The sequence below is a fragment of the Aeromonas dhakensis genome (assembly GCF_000820305.1).
Classification (GTDB): Bacteria; Pseudomonadota; Gammaproteobacteria; order Enterobacterales; family Aeromonadaceae; genus Aeromonas; species Aeromonas dhakensis.
The window spans coordinates 461,957-477,450 of record NZ_CDBH01000045.1 but is presented as its reverse complement, the minus strand read 5'-3'; the positions used below and the strand labels follow the sequence as shown (position 1 = coordinate 477,450).

Below are 15,494 nucleotides of genomic sequence, written 5' to 3'. Positions count from 1 at the left end.
CAGCCTCATCATCGGCGGCCACACCCACAGCCTGCTGGGGGAGCTGGCGCCGCTCGGGCTCGACAGCGAAGGCAGCTACCCGCTGATGGTGAACGGGGTGGCCGTCCTGCACGCCGCCCACAGCGCCCTCTGCCTCGGGGTGTGCGAGCTGACCTTTGACGAGCGCGGCCGGGTAGCGCGCAGCCGCGGCCAGCTGGAGTGGCTGCCCTGGCAGCCCTGGCCCTTTGCCGGCAATCCGCCGGCCGGGCTCACCTTCTGCGACCCCGATCCCGAACTGGAACAGCATCTGGCCAGGCGCTACCGGCCCGAGCTGGAGACCATGACCCAGCGCATCGTGACCCGCCTTGACGAGCCGCTGCACCACCAGCGGCTGCCCGATGCCAACCTGCCGGCCGGCAGCCAGGTCGCCCCCCTGGTGGCGAGCGCCATGCTGGCCAGCGCCCGCGAGCAGGTCGGTCAGGTGGACTTCGCCCTGCACAACGCCGGCGGGGTGCGCTGCTCCCTCGAACCCGGGCCGCTCAGCGAAGCGGACATCGCCGGCCGCCTGCTGCCCTTCGCCATCCCGCTCACTCTCTATCGGGTGCACGGTCATGAATTGGCCGAAGCGCTGGAGGGGGCCATCGACAACGCCACCAACAACGGCGTGACGGGCAATGGCAGCGGCAGCTTCCCCTACACCGCCGGAGTGCGCTTCTGTTATCAGGCGGATCAGCCCAAGGGGCGCCGGATCACCCGGCTGGAGTGGGAGCGTGCGCCTGATGAGTGGCAAGCGGTCGACACCGACGCCATCTATCGGGGGGTCTCCAGCGCCTACACCGCCTCCGGCAAGGAGGGCTACACCGCCCTTGCCCGCACCCTGACCCAGCACAATCAGGAGCTCGGCATCACCCTGGCGGATGCCTTCATCCGCTGGGCCCGCTATCTGCCGGCGCTCACCGCCATGCCGGCGCGGGTGGAGTATCAGGGGCCGACCGCCGGCTGAGCCCCCGCCAGCCGGGGCGAAAGCCGGACTCGGCTTCGCCCTTTGTCCCCGTACGCCATAAAACGTGCCGCTTTCTTGTCGTAAAGCGGCACTTTTGCAAATTATTTCAAGCACATTCCCCTGGCCCATTGCATCGTGTGGTCAGGCTCGGCAAGATAGGCCCGCTTTCGAGACTTCCCAGCAGGAACAGGTCACCCATGAATCATGCCATCCGTTTTACTCCTCCTCGCGTCAATCCAGGCCTGCGGCCGCTGGTGATCCTGCTCACCGGTTTGCTGGCCTTGCTGTTCTGCCTGCGCAACCCGCTGTTCCACGGCATGGCGCCGGGCTTCGACGCCTCGCTGTTTGCCGTGATGGGCAAGATGTGGAGCGAGGGGGGCGTGCTCTATCGGGACATGATCGACATCAAGGGCCCCATGATCTTCGCCCTCGACGCCTTCGGCTACGGCCTCGGCGGCTTCTTCGGGATCTGGCTGCTGGAGTGGGCGCTCTGCTGGCTGGGACTGATGGCCAGCTGGCAGGCCTTCGGTCAGCTCGGCCTCTCATTGCGGGCCCGACTCGGCAGCATGCTGGCGGTGCTGGCGCTCTATGGCACCCGCTACTACTACGGCAACATGACCGAGGACTGGACGTTCCATCTGGCCCTCATCGCCCAGTGGGCCTTCATCACCATGCTGCTGGACAAGCGCTGCAGCTGGGGACCGGCGCTGGTGGCCGCGCTTACCTTTGCCATCGTCGCCTGGATGCGCACCAACAACGGCGCCTTCTGGGGCGCCTGGTATCTGGTGCTGTTCTGCCACTGGTGCCTGCGCGAGCAGTGGCGCTGCGCCCTCTCCCTGCTCTGCTCCAGCCTGCTGGGGCTGGCGCTTGTCGGCGGTCCGCTGCTGGCCTACTTCCAGCACCACAACCTGCTGGCCGAATTCAAGTACTACGCCTTCGACATCTTCTTCGAGGGGAGCTACGGCAACGGCTTCTCGCCGGATGTGGGCAGCGTCGGCCTGCTGCGTACCGGCCTCATCATGCTGCTGCCCGCCTTCATCGTGCTGATGATGAGCCGGCGTCAGGAGTGGTACCTGCCGGTGCTGTGCGCCACCCTGTTTGGGGTCATCTTCACCCTGATCGCCAACTCGGTCTCCGGCCACGTGTTCGATCACTACGACGTGCTCTATCTGCAGCTGGCCCTGCTGCCGCTGGCCTGCCTGCTGGATCGCAGCGAACAGCAGGCCGATGCCCTCGGTCTGCTCTGCATCTCGCTGGTGGTGCTGACCGCCAGCTGGCTGCTGGCCCAGCAGCTCGGTTACGGCTGGAGCACCAAGGAGTGGTCACTGGAACGGGTACGTGAAGTGCTCGGCAACAGCCTGCTGTGGGCGCTGCCGGTGCTCATTCTGGTGCCGCTCTGGCGCGCCTGGGACGTGCGCAGTGCCACCCCCTGGCTTGCTTCGCTGGCCATGCTGGCCCTGATGCTCAACAACGCCTGGGAAGGCAGCCAGAAAGGCAGGCCCTTCAACCCACCGGCCCAGGTACGGGTCGACCGGATCCTGGCCGAAAGCACCCCTGCCGACAAGATCTGGGTGGATGGCATCCAGCCGCAATATTACCTCTGGACCGATCGCCAGCCGGCCTCCGCCTACCTGTTCTTTGCCAACGTCAACCCGCCCTACGACGTGCGTGAACGGGTGCTGGCCGACCTCAAGCGCCAGAGCCCCAAGTTCATCATCGCCAAGCCGGATCGGGTGGCCGATGAGCTCAAGAAGCCAAGTTCCCCCTCCAGCCTCGCCTTCTATCAATACCTGGTGAGCCAGTATGAAGAGGTGGATCCGGGTCTCTATCGCAGACGCTGAGCCCCCCCTTGAGCGCACAGGGCCGTCATCCCGCGATGATGGCCTTTTCATTGCGGTGAGGCAGGCCCGGCCCGAAACGGTAGGCAAGCGGCGACGCGCTGACTACAATGGCGCTCTTTTGATGTATTGAGTAATGCAGACATGGCGGAACTGACCTATCTCGGTGGCTACCCCGAGCCCCTCAAGGCCCAGGTGCAACAGCTGATCGCGGCGGGCAAGCTCGGGGAGGTGCTGGCCAGGCGCTATCCTGAGACCCACCTCATCCAGAGCGACAAGGCGCTGCTCGCCTACACCATGGAGCTGAAGAACCGCTACCTGAAGAGCTCGGCGCCGCTTTCCAAGGTGATCTTCGACGGCAAGATCAACGTGATCAAGGATGCCCTCGGCCTGCACACCTATGTAAGCCGGGTGCAGGGCAGCAAGCTCAAGGCCAAGAACGAGATCCGCATCGCCGCCCTGTTCAAGGAGGCCCACCCGGCCTTCCTGAAGATGATCGTGGTGCATGAGCTGGCCCACCTGAAAGAGAAGGATCACAACAAGAGCTTCTATCAGCTCTGTCAGCATATGGAGCCGGACTATCATCAACTGGAGTTTGATCTGAGGCTCTGGCTCACCTGGCGTGATCTCGAGCGTGCCGCACGCTGACCCATCGCAGGTTTCAAGGAGGAGACATGACCCCGTTGCGCCGACCACTTGCCCGCTGGTTGATGGCGGCACTCTTGCTGAGCCCTTCCCTCTCGGCGGCTGAACGCTGGCAGAGCGATGCCTATCTCACCGCAAGCTTCTTTGAGATCGCCATGAAGCGGGAGTACGGCCACGAACAGAACGTGCGCTTCTCCCGCTGGCAGCAGCCCATCCGGCTCAAGCTGGTCAACGAGTTTGGCGACAAGGCGCTGCAAAGCGAGGTGGTCAGGGTGCAGAGCCAGCATCTGGCCGGCATCATCGGCCGCCCCATCGCCCTGGTCAGCGAGCGGCCCAACATCACCCTGATCATGACCGAACGCGCCAAGATGGCGAGCTGGGCCAAGCGCACTATGGGGCAGGATGCCTCCGTCAAGACGGCGCTCAAGGAGGGACTCTGCATGGCCAACTTCACCACCAATACCCGCCGCGAGATGGCCCGCGCCACCATCATCATTCCGGTGGATTACAGCCGGGCCAAGGGGCGCTTCCTCGACTGCGTGGTGGAGGAGCTCACCCAGGTGATGGGACTGCCCAACGATTCGGACAAGGTGTTTCCCTCCATCTTCAACGACAACAGCATCGACAGTTTCCCGACCGGGCTCGATTACGTGCTGCTCAAGCTCGCCTATCACCCGGCCCTGCAGGCCGGCATGACGGCCAGCGAAGTGCGCGCCGCCCTTCCCATCGCCCTCAAGGCGCTGCGGGCCAGCGGCGACATCGCCCAGGCCGATCAGCGGGTGCAGGTCAACAGCCTCAAACGCTGGGCCGGGCTCTAACACTTGCTGCCTGTTCTGGGCTTTAAGGATTGAGGATTAAGGGCTGAGGGCAGAGAGCACGACAAGCACTGGCTCCCATCCCGCGAAAACAAAAAACGCAGCCGAGGCTGCGTTTTTCTGTCTATCTGGCTTGCATATGCTCGACGCCCGCCCCGCCTGGCTCAGGAGGCTGCACTCTCCGGCATCCAGCTGTCTGCGTTCTCCCACACCTCCTGCACCATGGCTTCTGCCAGCTCCTTTTCCTCCTTGCTGGCCCGGCTGACGGTCAACGCCATGGCACTGCCGGGGGCGACGCGAACATGCAGGTCGGGGAATTTCTCGCCCAGCTGCTTGAGCAGCTCCTGGCGCAGCGCCTCCATGGTCGAGGTGGGCACCTGATGTTTCTTGTCGATGATGATTTCCAGACGCATAGGATACTTCTCCATGATTTTTACTGTATTTTTATACAGTAAAAATCAAAAGTAAAGAGGGCGCCAGCGGCTGACCAAAAACTCTTTCCTGCAAGACCTTCTCCCCTGATGCAATTGGCTGTCTATTCAAGCGGTCAACCGAGCAAACGGCGCAACGCGGCAACTTCATTCTCCTCGCTCAACCCTGATGCAGTGCAAAAAGTTGTTGATATTGATTCTCAACGGAGGCATTATTTTATTGTTATAACATAACACGAAATCACACAGAGCAAACCATCATGCGTCCAGACATTCACCCCGAGTACCGTCAGGTTCTGTTCCACGACCTGACCGCCAACACCTATTTTCTGGTGGGTTCCACCCTCAAGACCGATCGCACCAAGCTGTGGGAAGACGGCAACACCTACCCCTATGTGACGCTGGATGTCTCCAGTGCGTCACACCCCTTCTACACCGGCAAGCAGAAGCAGGTCAGCAAGGAGGGTCAGGTCGCCCGCTTCGGCCAGCGTTTCGGTCAGTTCTTCAACAAAGGAAAAGCGCAGTCATGAAAGTCCTCTCTTCCCTCAAATCAGCCAAGTCGCGCCACCCCGATTGCCAGATTGTCCGCCGACGCGGCAAGCTGTTCGTGATCTGCAAGAGCAACCCCAGATTCAAGGCCCGTCAGCGCTGATCCACAGCATCACAAAAACAAGGCCCTCCTGCGAGGGCCTTGTCCATTTATCACTCCGGCATCACGCCGAATCTGCCGCTGTTGAAGTCATCGATGGCCTGCACTATCTCCTCATGGCTGTTCATCACGAAGGGGCCGTGACCCACGATAGGCTCCTCGATGGGCTCGCCGCTCAGCAGCAACACAGTGGCGTCGCTGTTTGCCTCGATCATGACCTGCCGCCCTGCCCGGTCCAGCACCACCATCTGCGCCTCCCGGGCGATGGCACTGCCGTTGACCTGCACCGACCCCTTCAACACGATGAGCGCGCCGGTCCAGCCTTCGGGCAACTCAAGTGTGCTGATGCTGCCCTTTACCAGACGCAGATCCCAGACATGCAGCGGACTGAAGGTATGGGCCGGGCCACGGCCCCCCTCAAACTCGCCCGCGATAACCCGTACCGACCCCGCGTCGTCGGCAAGCGCCACCGTCGGAATGTCGCGTGCCAGGATGGGCTGGTAACCGGGCGGCGTCATCTTGTGCCGGCTCGGCAGATTCACCCACAGCTGCACCATCTCGAGCTCACCGCCTGACTTGCTGAAGGCCGGGGCATGAAATTCCTCGTGCAAGATACCCGCGCCGGCGGTCATCCACTGCACGTCACCCGGGCCTATCACGCCGCCCCGACCGGTCGAATCCCGGTGCGCCACTTCGCCCTTGTAGACGATGGTCACCGTCTCGAAACCGCGATGGGGATGTTCACCCACTCCGCGCGGCCGGCTGCTCGGCGTAAAGTTGGCCGGGCCGGCATAGTCGAGCAGCAGAAACGGGCTCAACTGCTTGCCGTGGCTGCTGTAGGAGAAGAGGGAGCGTACGGGAAAGCCGTCGCCTACCCAGTGAGGACGGGGTGCACTGTAAACGCCGAGGATCTTTTTCATCTGTCGCTCCTGACATATCTGGTGGAATTGAACACTGGAGACAGCATAGTTTCGAGACGAACAGGTGGGTAGACTGCTAAATTAGGCATCAGCGTCCTATTTTTGGAACGATGAGAGCACTCTATGCAGGATCTGAACGATCTCTACTACTTCGTCCAGGTGGTGGATCACGGCGGTTTTGCCCCCGCTGGCCGCGCCATCGGCATGCCCAAATCCCGCCTCAGCCGCCGGATAGCACAGCTTGAAGAGCGGCTCGGCGTGCGGCTGCTCCAGCGCTCGACCCGCCAGTTTGCGGTGACCGAGCTGGGCCGTACCTATTACGAACACTGCAAGGGGATGCTGGTGGAGGCCGAGGCGGCGCAGGCTGCCATCGAGATGACCCGAACCGAGCCCTGTGGTCTCATCCGCATGAGCTGCCCCATCGCCTTGCTGCATACCCATATCGGCCCCATGCTGGCGGATTTCATGGCCCGTCACCCGCAGATCAGGGTCGAGCTGGAAGGGACCAATCGGCGGGTCGACCCCATCGCCGAAGGAGTCGATGTGGCGATCCGGGTCAGGCCGCCACCGCTGCAGGACAGCGAACTGGTGATCCGGACACTGGCACAGCGTCGCCAGTGCCTGGTGGCCAGCCCGGCACTGATAGCACAACGGGGCTTGCCTGCCGCGCCGGCGGATCTGCACGGCTGGCCCAGCATGGGGCTGGGAGCGCCACGGCAGCACTATGTCTGGTCGCTGTTCGGGCCGCAGGGGGCCCATGTCGAGCTCGCCCACCAACCCCGTTTCGTCACCACCGACATGGTGGCCCTGCGCAGTGCCGCGCTGGCCGGTATCGGCGTGGTGCAGTTGCCGCTGTTGATGGTGCGGGAGCAGCTCGATGCCGGCACCCTGATCAAGGTGGTGCCCGCCTGGGAGCCAAAGCCCGAACTCATCCACGCTGTGTTCCCCTCCCGGCGCGGCCTGCTCCCCTCTGTACGGGCGCTGATCGACTATCTGGTGGCTCGATTCGCCGCCATCGACGAGGAGTAACCTGCCGTGCCCGGCCGCGATCGCCAGGCTGGGCATCCATCCTCGATGTCCGGCACACTGTCGGACGCGGCCAGAAGAAACCGTTGAGACATGCCTTTGTCTTAGAAGATCATGGAGTTGCTCATCTCACCGGGCTGGCCAACCTGCCGCGGCCAATAAACCGCCAACCACGACGACTGCCCTTCGCTCTGCCTGCGCTATGGTTTACCATGCAGGCAACCGAGGTGCATGGCACCCCCACCCAGGCGCCAGACGCCGCCGTCATCGGATATCCCTCTCGAGCAACATGAGCAAAACAGCACACGCCGGCAGCGAGCCGACCTTCTACTTCCACGATTACGAGACTTTCGGCATCAGCCCGGCTAGGGACAGACCGGCGCAGTTTGCCGGCATTCGTACCGACGGGGATTTCAACCTCATCGGTGAGCCGCTGGTCATCTATTGCAAGCCGCCGGCGGACTATCTGCCGGAGCCGGAGGCGTGCCTCATCACCGGCATCACGCCACAAAAAGCGATGAAGGACGGGCTGTGCGAGGCGGATTTCATCCGCCAGATCCACGAGCAGTTCGCCACCCCAGGCACCTGCGTGCTGGGCTACAACAGCATCCGCTTCGATGACGAGGTGACCCGCTACACCCTCTATCGCAACTTCTATGACCCCTATGCCTACGCCTGGCAGAACGGCAACTCCCGCTGGGACATTCTCGACATGCTGCGGGCCTGCTACGCCCTGCGCCCGGAGGGGATCGAGTGGGCGTTTGACGAAGAGGGCAAGCCGAGCTTCAAACTGGAGAAGCTCACCGTCGCCAATGGCGTATCCCACGCCAACGCCCACGATGCGCTCTCCGACGTGCTGGCCACCATAGAGATGGCCAGGCTGGTGAAAAAGGCCCAGCCCAAGCTGTTCGATTATCTCTTTGATCTTCGCAACAAGAACAAGGTGAAGGCCCTCATTGACGTGGTGACCATGAAGCCGCTGGTACACGTCTCCGGCATGTTCTCCCCCTGGCAGGGGTGCGCAAGCTGGGTGTCGCCGCTCGCCTGGCACCCCAGCAACCAGAACGCGGTGATCATGGTGGATCTGACCCGCGACCCCACCCCGCTCATCGAGCTCACCAGCGAGGAGATACGCGAGCGCCTCTACACCAAGAAAGAGGATCTCGGGGATCTTGCCGGCATTCCGGTGAAGCTGGTGCACATCAACAAATGCCCTGTGCTGGCGCCGGCCGCCACCCTGACGCCGGAGCGGGCGGACGAGCTGGGCATCGACCGGGCTCAGTGCCGCAAGAGCCTGGATCTGCTGCGCGCCCACCCCGAAGTGCGGGAAAAACTGGTGGAGGTATTCAATCAGGAGTTTGCCGGCAACAATGACGGTGATCCGGATACCCAGCTCTACGCCGGCTTCTTCGGTCACGGCGACAAGTCCACCATGGATCTGGTGCGCGCCACCCCGGCGGATCTGCTGGGCGAGCGGGAGTTTGCCTTCACCGACGCCCGGCTGCCGGAGATGCTGTTCCGCTACCGCGCCCGCAACTGGCCGCACACCTTGAGCGAAACGGAGCAGAAGCGCTGGCGGCTGCACTGCAGCGACTACTTCAGCCGTCGTCTGCCCGACTATGTGCCACGCCTGGAAGCGCTGGCCGAGCAGAATCAGGGTAACGATCGGAACTTTGCCATCCTCAAGAGCCTCTATCACTACCTCGAAAATCTGTGAGATGTGACCCGCCTCACGGTTAAATGACTGTACGCTCCCCCGCCCCGCGACATAATGGGAAGGGGAGCAAAGACTCCTGATGTTTCAATTATTTGTGCGCTAACATTGCACTAACGGCCGGTTGGCCTATCGACCCTTGGGGATGCCTCATCCGATGCGTTCAGGATTATCCGGTTTTGGTTTGCTCATCTGCGCCCTGCTGCCATCGACCAGCATGGCGGGTGTGCGCTTTGATATCCCCGACTACCTGCTGCAGTTGCCGCAGCAGACCTATGAGCTGATCGAGAGCAACTTCAGTCGCCTCTATCGGCAGACCGATTTCACCCCCCAGATCACCAACAGCTATTTCAACCGCTCCGATCTCTACAACTTCGTCGGCGTGCCACTGGCCATCACGCCCCAGGCCGGTTTTCAGCTGGAGGTATTCGGCCAGCTCTACAACCGCGCCTCCCAGAGCTATGTGCACATGAGCCAGGACATGTCGCTCTATCGGATGATCCGGGCCGACATGATGGGCAACACCAACGACGAGGTGGCCCTCGGCATGGGGCTCGGCATTCCGCTCACGGCGCAGCTCACCTTCAAGGCCCTGCTCTCCAGCAACGAGATCCCGGGCTATGGCGCCGCCAACTACGCCATCGGCTTCGAGTGGCGTTATTGACTCCGCTATAGCAGCTCCTTTCACAATAAATTCAGGCTCCCACGGGAGCCTGAATCATGATTGCCAGCCTGCTCAGCGGTAGCGGATCACCCGCCCCTCACCCCCCTGCAGGGTGAGCGCGGTACCGACGGCCCCCTCTTCCCAAAAATCCTCGCCACCCGCTGGCAGCAAAAACTCCTGAGGCTGCGCCTCCCAGTTGAAGAGACAGAGCAGGGTACCGCCCTCGGGCAGGCTCACCTCGCCGCAGGCAAAGTCCATCGACTCGAAACGGGCGCAAGGGGCCCGCGCCGCACAGAGCTCGAGCAGCTTGCGCAGTTGCGCCGCCTGTACCTCGTCGAGATCCTGCAGCCTGTCCCCGGCCAGCATCATGCCGCCGCTTGCCACCAGCGCCGCCAGATGAAAACGGTACTCGGCAGGGCTCGCCTGCTGGCTCGGCAGATCCCGCAAACAGATGCAGTCAGGATCGAGGGCCCACAGCCGGTCGCTCTGCCAGGCGCGGCAGAAAGCCTCGCGAGCGATCTGGCGATAGCGCTGGCCATTGCGCTCCACGTCATCGCTCACCCGCATACCGTGCACCAGGCCAAGGCTTGGCCAGATGGGCGCATTGCAACCGAGCAGGAAGGCCCCCTCGCCCGCCCCGCGCAGGATGGCGGCCATGCCGCGCCGGTAGGCCTCGACCCGGGTGGCAGCCGGGTCGTGGAAGCAACCGCCGTGGATGGCCCCCCAGAAGTTGGCGTCAAGCTTGAAGTAGTGGATGCCCCACTGCTCGCGCAGGGTGCGAAACACCCGCTCGAGGTGAGCCTGCACCTCGGGGTGGGTGCCATCCAGCACGTACCAGGGGGTACAGCGCCAGCCGCCGTAGGTAACCCGCTCGGAAGGCAGCGGTAGCCCGTCCTCCCCCTTCACGAACCAGTCGGGGTGATCCTGAAACACCTGGGAGCCGGGCTCGGCGATAAAGGGTGCGACCCAGAGCGCCGGCTCGCAGCCAGCGTCTTTGATCTCGGCGGCCAGGGATGCCACCCCCTGCTCGAACTTGGCCGACGGGGTGAGCCAGTCGCCCATCTTGGCCTGATAACCGTCGTCAATCTGCACGTAGCGCAGGGCTGGGAAACGCTCGGCACGCACCTGCAGGTTCTCGCGAATGTCGGCGGCGCTCACGTCCGCGTAGTAGTGATACCAGGAGCACCAACCGCTGGGGCGCTCGCCAACCTGGCCGATCAGCGAGCCATGCTCGGCCTCGATCCGCTGCGCCAGCTCGGCCAGCAGCGCCTCCCGATCTTTTCCTTCAAGGCAGAGCAACGCCTCGCTCTGCCAGAACTGGCCGGCCGGGAGTGCACGCCCCTCGCCGTTCATCAGGATCTGCAGCCGGCCATCGGGGTAGAGCCGAAACTCCCCGCCAAAGCGCTGGCAGCTGGCAAAGGCGAGCAGCAGCCAGCCCTTGTCATGCTCCACCAGCAGCAGGTTGTGCACCGTGTGATAGCCCTGATCGTCGGTGATGCGATAGACGCCGGCATCGGGGCAGCGGCCGACCGGTTGCGGCGCTTGCCAGCTGCCCATGGTCTGGGCCAGCATCTGGAAGCCTTCGCCGTAGATGGCGCTCGCAGGCGAGAGGCCGAGTTTGCCGTCAAACAGCGTCCAGTGCCCGACCCGGGCCTCGCTGCTGCCGGTGTTGTCGAGCCGCACCCGGCACAGGGGGCCTTCCCACTGGCGGGTTTGCAGCAACGAAGGGGGGAGATGGTGGTCGTCCGCCAGCTGACGCAGGCGGGACAAGAGAGATGTCATGGCGACTCCTTGTGGTTCGAAAAGGGTTCTATCTGAAAATCTTCAATGAAATCAGCCTCAAACGAACTGATTTCAGCTGTTATTGTTTTAATGCCGCGACCCTGTCTCTCTGGTAGACTGGCGTATTCCTTACTTTACCGTTACCAAGATGGGGCTCCTGTGATCGCGCAACGTGCCTTGCTGTACCTTCGTGACTTTCTGGTCATCGTCGCCTGCCTGCTGGCGGGCAAAGCCCTGGCAGCCATCCTGCCGTTCGCCTTTCCCGGCAGCATCATCGGCATGCTGCTGCTGTTCGTGCTGCTCTCCCTGCAACTGGTGAAACTGCACTGGGTCGAGCAGGGCGCCGGCCTGCTGCTGCGCCACATGGGGGTCTTGTTCGTGCCGGTGGCGGTCGGGCTGGTGGCCTGGCTGGAGCCGCTGCGCCAATCCTTCGGCCTCATCATGCTCTGCATCGTGCTCGGGATCGTGCTGATCCTCGGCACCGTCGGCCGTCTCTACCAGAGGATGAACAGATGATCTTCTGGCTGGCCATTCCCTTGACCCTGGCACTCTATTTCGCCACCCGGGCCCTCTATCGCAAGCTGCCCTGGCCCATCATCAACCCGGTGCTGGTACCCACCGCCGTCATCATCGGCCTGCTGCTCTGGTTCGATCTGCCGCTGGAACAGTACGAGAGCGGCACCCGCCCCATCACGGCGCTGCTGGAACCGGCGGTGGTGGCGCTGGCGCTGCCCCTCTATCAGCAGGCCCGCCAGATCCAGGCCAGGCTCAAGCCCATCCTGATCTGCACCCTGAGCTCGGTCCTGATCTCGGTCTGCACTACCTTGGCAGTCGGTCATTTCATGGGCGCCAATCCGGCACTGCTGGCCTCGCTCGCCACCAAATCCATCACCACCCCGCTCGCCATGAGCGTCAGCCAGTCCCTCGGCGGCATTCCTGCCATCGCCGCCGCCGTGGTGGTGGTAGTCGGGATCGTCGGCGCCCTGGTCGGCTTCCCCCTGCTCAGGCTGATGCGGGTCACCGACCCTGAAGCCCAGGGGCTGGCCATGGGGGCCTGCGCCCACGCCATCGGCACCGCCACCTCCGCCGAGCAGGGCATCACCCAGGGCGCCTTTGCCTCGCTGGCCATGGTGGTATGCGGCATCCTCACCGCCGCCATGGCCCCCCTGCTGTTTGCCATTTACCACTGGTTGAGCTGAAGCGCACCCTTTTCCGCTGCGGCGGGCCTGCAGGCCCGCCGATGTGCGACCTGCCGCACAATTTGCACAAGACAAACGTTTCCATTAACATCCCCCTCCGTTTGCCCGTCAGGGCGTGAGCACGCTCACACATTTAGCCGAGCTTGCTCCCTACAATGGCCCCCCAATTGGCCTTTGAGGACACACTATGCATCCCCGTTTTGCCAAGCCACTCGATACCCTGTCCGCTCCGCTCAAGGCAGCCCTGCTGCCCATGCTGGGCGATGACTTCCAGGCCCGCTTCACCGCTGATCAGGTCGCGACCCTGAAAGCCGCTACCGGTCTTGACGATCGCGCCCTGCGCCTGGCCCTGCTGCCGCTGGCCGCCGCCTGCTCGGTGGCCCCCATCTCCAAGTTCTTCGTCGGCGCCATCGCCTGCGGCCTGAGCGGCAACTGGTATTTCGGCGCCAACATGGAGTTCGCCGGCCAGGGACTGTTCCACTCGGTGCATGCCGAGCAGTCCGCCATCTCCAACGCCTGGCTGGGCGGCGAGACCGGCATCTCCGAGATCACCGTCAACTACACCCCCTGCGGTCACTGCCGCCAGTTCATGAACGAGCTGAGCACCGCCAAGACCCTCAAGGTCTCCCTGCCTGACGACTTGAGCGCGCTGCAATCCTTCCTGCCCCACTCGTTCGGCCCGGCGGATCTGGACATCACGGACGCCCTGATGAGCCCGCAGTCCCACGACGAGCTCCAGCTTGAGAGCGATGATCCGCTGTGGCAGGCCGCGCTGGCCGCCGCCCGCCAGAGCTACGCCCCCTACAGCCAGGGTTATGCCGCAGTGGCACTGCAGTTCGCCGACGGTCGCATCTTCTGCGGCCGCTACGCCGAAAACGCCGCCTTCAACCCCAGCCTGCCGCCGATGCAGATGGCCTGCGCCCATGCGGTGCTGGGCGGCGAGGATCTCGCCACCATCCGCCGCGCCGTGCTGCTGGAGAGCAAGGATGGCCAGATCAGCCAGCAGGACTCCGCCCGCGCCACCCTCAAGGCGCTCGGTTCGGTCGAACTGGAGTATCAGGCGGTCTGATCGGCCATGGCCTGAAACAACAAGGGGAGCCAGTGGCTCCCCTTGTTGCTTTGCGGTGATCAGCTGATCCCCGTCAGGACTCCCAGACGATGCTCTGGGAGGAGGACCAGGCGTCCCCCAGGTTCGCGTACTTCTGCTCCAGCAGGTGGCGGCGGATCTTCATGGTGGGCGTCAGCACCCCGTTCTCGATGTTCCAGGGGCTCTTCACCACCAGGATGCCACGAATTTTGGCATGGGACTCCAGCTGTTCGTTGACCCGGTTGCGGGCCGCCTCCAGCTGGGCATTGACCTGACTGCGATCCCCCTTCATGGCGTGTTCAGCCAGCTGCACCAGCGCCACCGGCTGCGGCATACCGTAGCCGATCACGCACAGCTGCTCGATGATGGGCTCCTGGCCCAGCAGCCCCTCGATGGGCACCGGCGCCACATACTTGCCCTTGGCGGTCTTGAACACGTCCTTCATGCGGCCGGTGATGGTGAGGTAGCCCTCCCGATCCAGCTTGCCCATGTCGCCGGTGTGCAGCCAGCCCTCTTCATCGATGGCCTCGCGGCTGTGCTCGGGATCCTTGTAGTAGCCCAGCATCATGCCCTCGCAGCGACAGAGGATCTCCCCCTCGTCGGAGATCTTGATGTTGACCCCGATCCCCGCCTTGCCGACCGTGCCTATCTTGTCGGCCCTGAACGGGTAGTTGATGGTCGAGTAGGCGTGGTTTTCGGTCATGCCCCAGGCTTCGGTCACCTGAAGGCCGATGCTCAGGTACCACTCAAGCAGGGCCGGCGACACCGGCGCCGAGCCGCAGCCAAGTACCCGCGCCTGATCCAGCCCCAGCCCCTTTTGCAGCTTGCGCTTGATAAGGCCCGAGACGAAGGGGATCTTGAGCAGCAGTGCCAGCTTCTGCTGAGGCAGCTTCTCGAGGATCTTGATGCGGAACATGGCCCACAGCCGCGGCACCGAGATGAACACGGTGGGACGGCAGCGTTTGACGTCCTCGATGAAGGTATCGAGGGACTCGGGGAAGGCGATGGTGGCGCCGCCGTAGAGGCTGCCACCGTAGATGTAGACCCGCTCTGTGATGTGGGCGAGCGGCAGATAGGAGAAACCGCGGTCGGACTGGGTCAGGCCCACCGTCTCCACCAGCTTCTCGCACGACCAGGCGTAACGTTCGACGCTCAGCATGGCCCCTTTCGGCTTGCCGGTGCTGCCGGAGGTGTAGACCAGGCTCAGCAGGGCGTCAGGCGCCTGCACCGGGCTGTCCGGGATCGGTTCGTGGCGATCCAGCAGTTCGTCCCACTGGTGGGCCGCCGGCATGGTGTCATAGGGAAAGGCGATGCGCAGCAGATCGGCAGGCACCCCCGCCTCCTGGCTCTTCCAGTCATCGAGCTTGCCGACGAAAATGGCCTTGGCCTCGCTGTGGCGCAGCACATATTCGATGGTGTCGACGTTGGCGGTGGGGTAGATGGGGACGCTCACGTACTGCCCCATCTGCATGGCGAGATCGGCGATGAACCACTGGGCGCAGTTCTTGGAGAGCAGTGCCACCTTGTCGCCGGCCACCAGCCCCAGTTGACGCAGTGCCGTCACCATGCGGCGGGCCTCGTCGGCCACTTCGCCCCAGGTGAAGTCCACGTATTCTCGGTTGATGGTTTGACGCAGATAGACTCTGTCAGGAGACTGCCGCTCCCAGTGATAGAGCATTTCGAGCGGCAGTTTATTGGCAATACGCGAGGAGGAAGCCATAGTTTAATCCCTGAAACAAAAG

16 protein-coding genes are annotated in these 15,494 nt (G+C 63.4%); 12 read left to right on the top strand and 4 right to left on the bottom strand.

The window, feature by feature from the left end:
- The 4 genes from BN1143_RS13580 to BN1143_RS13565 all read left to right on the top strand — a co-directional run.
- Window positions 1-982 (top strand): 5'-nucleotidase C-terminal domain-containing protein (locus BN1143_RS13580; protein ID WP_042050982.1); only part of this gene is annotated, 982 nt, incomplete at its 5' end.
- A 197-nt stretch (window positions 983-1,179) separates the two neighbouring features.
- Window positions 1,180-2,823, top strand: a complete 1,644-nt coding sequence (locus BN1143_RS13575) for a hypothetical protein (RefSeq protein WP_042050980.1) — start codon at window positions 1,180-1,182, stop codon at window positions 2,821-2,823.
- Between the two features lie 141 nt (window positions 2,824-2,964).
- On the top strand, window positions 2,965-3,468 hold the full coding sequence (locus BN1143_RS13570; RefSeq protein ID WP_005300181.1) for a M48 family metallopeptidase: 504 nt from the start codon (window positions 2,965-2,967) through the stop codon (window positions 3,466-3,468).
- Between the two features lie 26 nt (window positions 3,469-3,494).
- Complete coding sequence (locus BN1143_RS13565; protein ID WP_042050979.1) at window positions 3,495-4,283, top strand: DUF2927 domain-containing protein; 789 nt, start codon at window positions 3,495-3,497, stop codon at window positions 4,281-4,283.
- Window positions 4,284-4,444: 161 nt separating this feature from the next.
- On the opposite strand, the gene BN1143_RS13560 is transcribed toward BN1143_RS13565, so the two are convergent.
- Window positions 4,445-4,693: a DinI family protein gene (locus BN1143_RS13560; protein ID WP_005300177.1), complete on the bottom strand. Its 249-nt coding sequence runs from the start codon at window positions 4,691-4,693 to the stop codon at window positions 4,445-4,447.
- A 278-nt stretch (window positions 4,694-4,971) separates the two neighbouring features.
- Here BN1143_RS13560 and BN1143_RS13555 point away from each other — a divergent pair, with 278 nt between their 5' ends.
- On the top strand, window positions 4,972-5,241 hold the full coding sequence (locus BN1143_RS13555) for a type B 50S ribosomal protein L31 (RefSeq protein ID WP_010634187.1): 270 nt from the start codon (window positions 4,972-4,974) through the stop codon (window positions 5,239-5,241).
- Complete coding sequence (ykgO, locus tag BN1143_RS13550) at window positions 5,238-5,363, top strand: type B 50S ribosomal protein L36 (RefSeq protein WP_005300174.1); 126 nt, start codon at window positions 5,238-5,240, stop codon at window positions 5,361-5,363. The genes BN1143_RS13555 and ykgO overlap by 4 nt, the downstream gene beginning before the upstream one ends.
- Window positions 5,364-5,413: 50 nt before the next feature.
- Here ykgO and BN1143_RS13545 read toward each other — a convergent pair whose 3' ends face one another.
- Complete coding sequence (locus BN1143_RS13545; protein WP_042050977.1) at window positions 5,414-6,280, bottom strand: pirin family protein; 867 nt, start codon at window positions 6,278-6,280, stop codon at window positions 5,414-5,416.
- 123 nt (window positions 6,281-6,403) lie between these two features.
- On the opposite strand from BN1143_RS13545, the gene BN1143_RS13540 reads away from it, so the two are divergent.
- The 3 genes from BN1143_RS13540 (at window position 6,404) to BN1143_RS13530 (ending at window position 9,684) form a co-directional block, all read left to right on the top strand.
- Window positions 6,404-7,309 (top strand): LysR family transcriptional regulator, encoded by a 906-nt coding sequence (locus BN1143_RS13540; protein ID WP_042050976.1) that lies wholly within the window; start codon window positions 6,404-6,406, stop codon window positions 7,307-7,309.
- Between the two features lie 286 nt (window positions 7,310-7,595).
- Window positions 7,596-9,023: an exodeoxyribonuclease I gene (sbcB, locus tag BN1143_RS13535; protein ID WP_042050974.1), complete on the top strand. Its 1,428-nt coding sequence runs from the start codon at window positions 7,596-7,598 to the stop codon at window positions 9,021-9,023.
- Window positions 9,024-9,177: 154 nt separating this feature from the next.
- Window positions 9,178-9,684 (top strand): hypothetical protein, encoded by a 507-nt coding sequence (locus tag BN1143_RS13530; RefSeq protein ID WP_005300120.1) that lies wholly within the window; start codon window positions 9,178-9,180, stop codon window positions 9,682-9,684.
- 72 nt (window positions 9,685-9,756) lie between these two features.
- Here the strand turns inward: BN1143_RS13530 and BN1143_RS13525 are convergent, their stop codons facing one another.
- Entirely contained in the window at window positions 9,757-11,466 is a 1,710-nt protein-coding gene (locus BN1143_RS13525) for a glycoside hydrolase family 36 protein (RefSeq protein WP_042050973.1), read from the bottom strand.
- A gap of 159 nt (window positions 11,467-11,625) precedes the next feature.
- On the opposite strand from BN1143_RS13525, the gene BN1143_RS13520 reads away from it, so the two are divergent.
- The 3 genes from BN1143_RS13520 to cdd all read left to right on the top strand — a co-directional run bounded on the left by BN1143_RS13520 (window position 11,626) and on the right by cdd (window position 13,734).
- On the top strand, window positions 11,626-11,982 hold the full coding sequence (locus tag BN1143_RS13520) for a CidA/LrgA family protein (protein ID WP_017785392.1): 357 nt from the start codon (window positions 11,626-11,628) through the stop codon (window positions 11,980-11,982).
- Window positions 11,979-12,665: an LrgB family protein gene (locus BN1143_RS13515; protein WP_042050971.1), complete on the top strand. Its 687-nt coding sequence runs from the start codon at window positions 11,979-11,981 to the stop codon at window positions 12,663-12,665. Before BN1143_RS13520 ends, BN1143_RS13515 begins: the two co-directional genes overlap by 4 nt.
- A gap of 187 nt (window positions 12,666-12,852) precedes the next feature.
- Window positions 12,853-13,734, top strand: coding sequence for a cytidine deaminase (cdd, locus tag BN1143_RS13510; RefSeq protein WP_017779977.1), 882 nt, complete (start codon window positions 12,853-12,855; stop codon window positions 13,732-13,734).
- A 73-nt stretch (window positions 13,735-13,807) separates the two neighbouring features.
- Here the strand turns inward: cdd and BN1143_RS13505 are convergent, their stop codons facing one another.
- On the bottom strand, window positions 13,808-15,472 hold the full coding sequence (locus BN1143_RS13505) for an AMP-binding protein (protein WP_005300110.1): 1,665 nt from the start codon (window positions 15,470-15,472) through the stop codon (window positions 13,808-13,810).
- Window positions 15,473-15,494 lie beyond the last annotated feature (22 nt).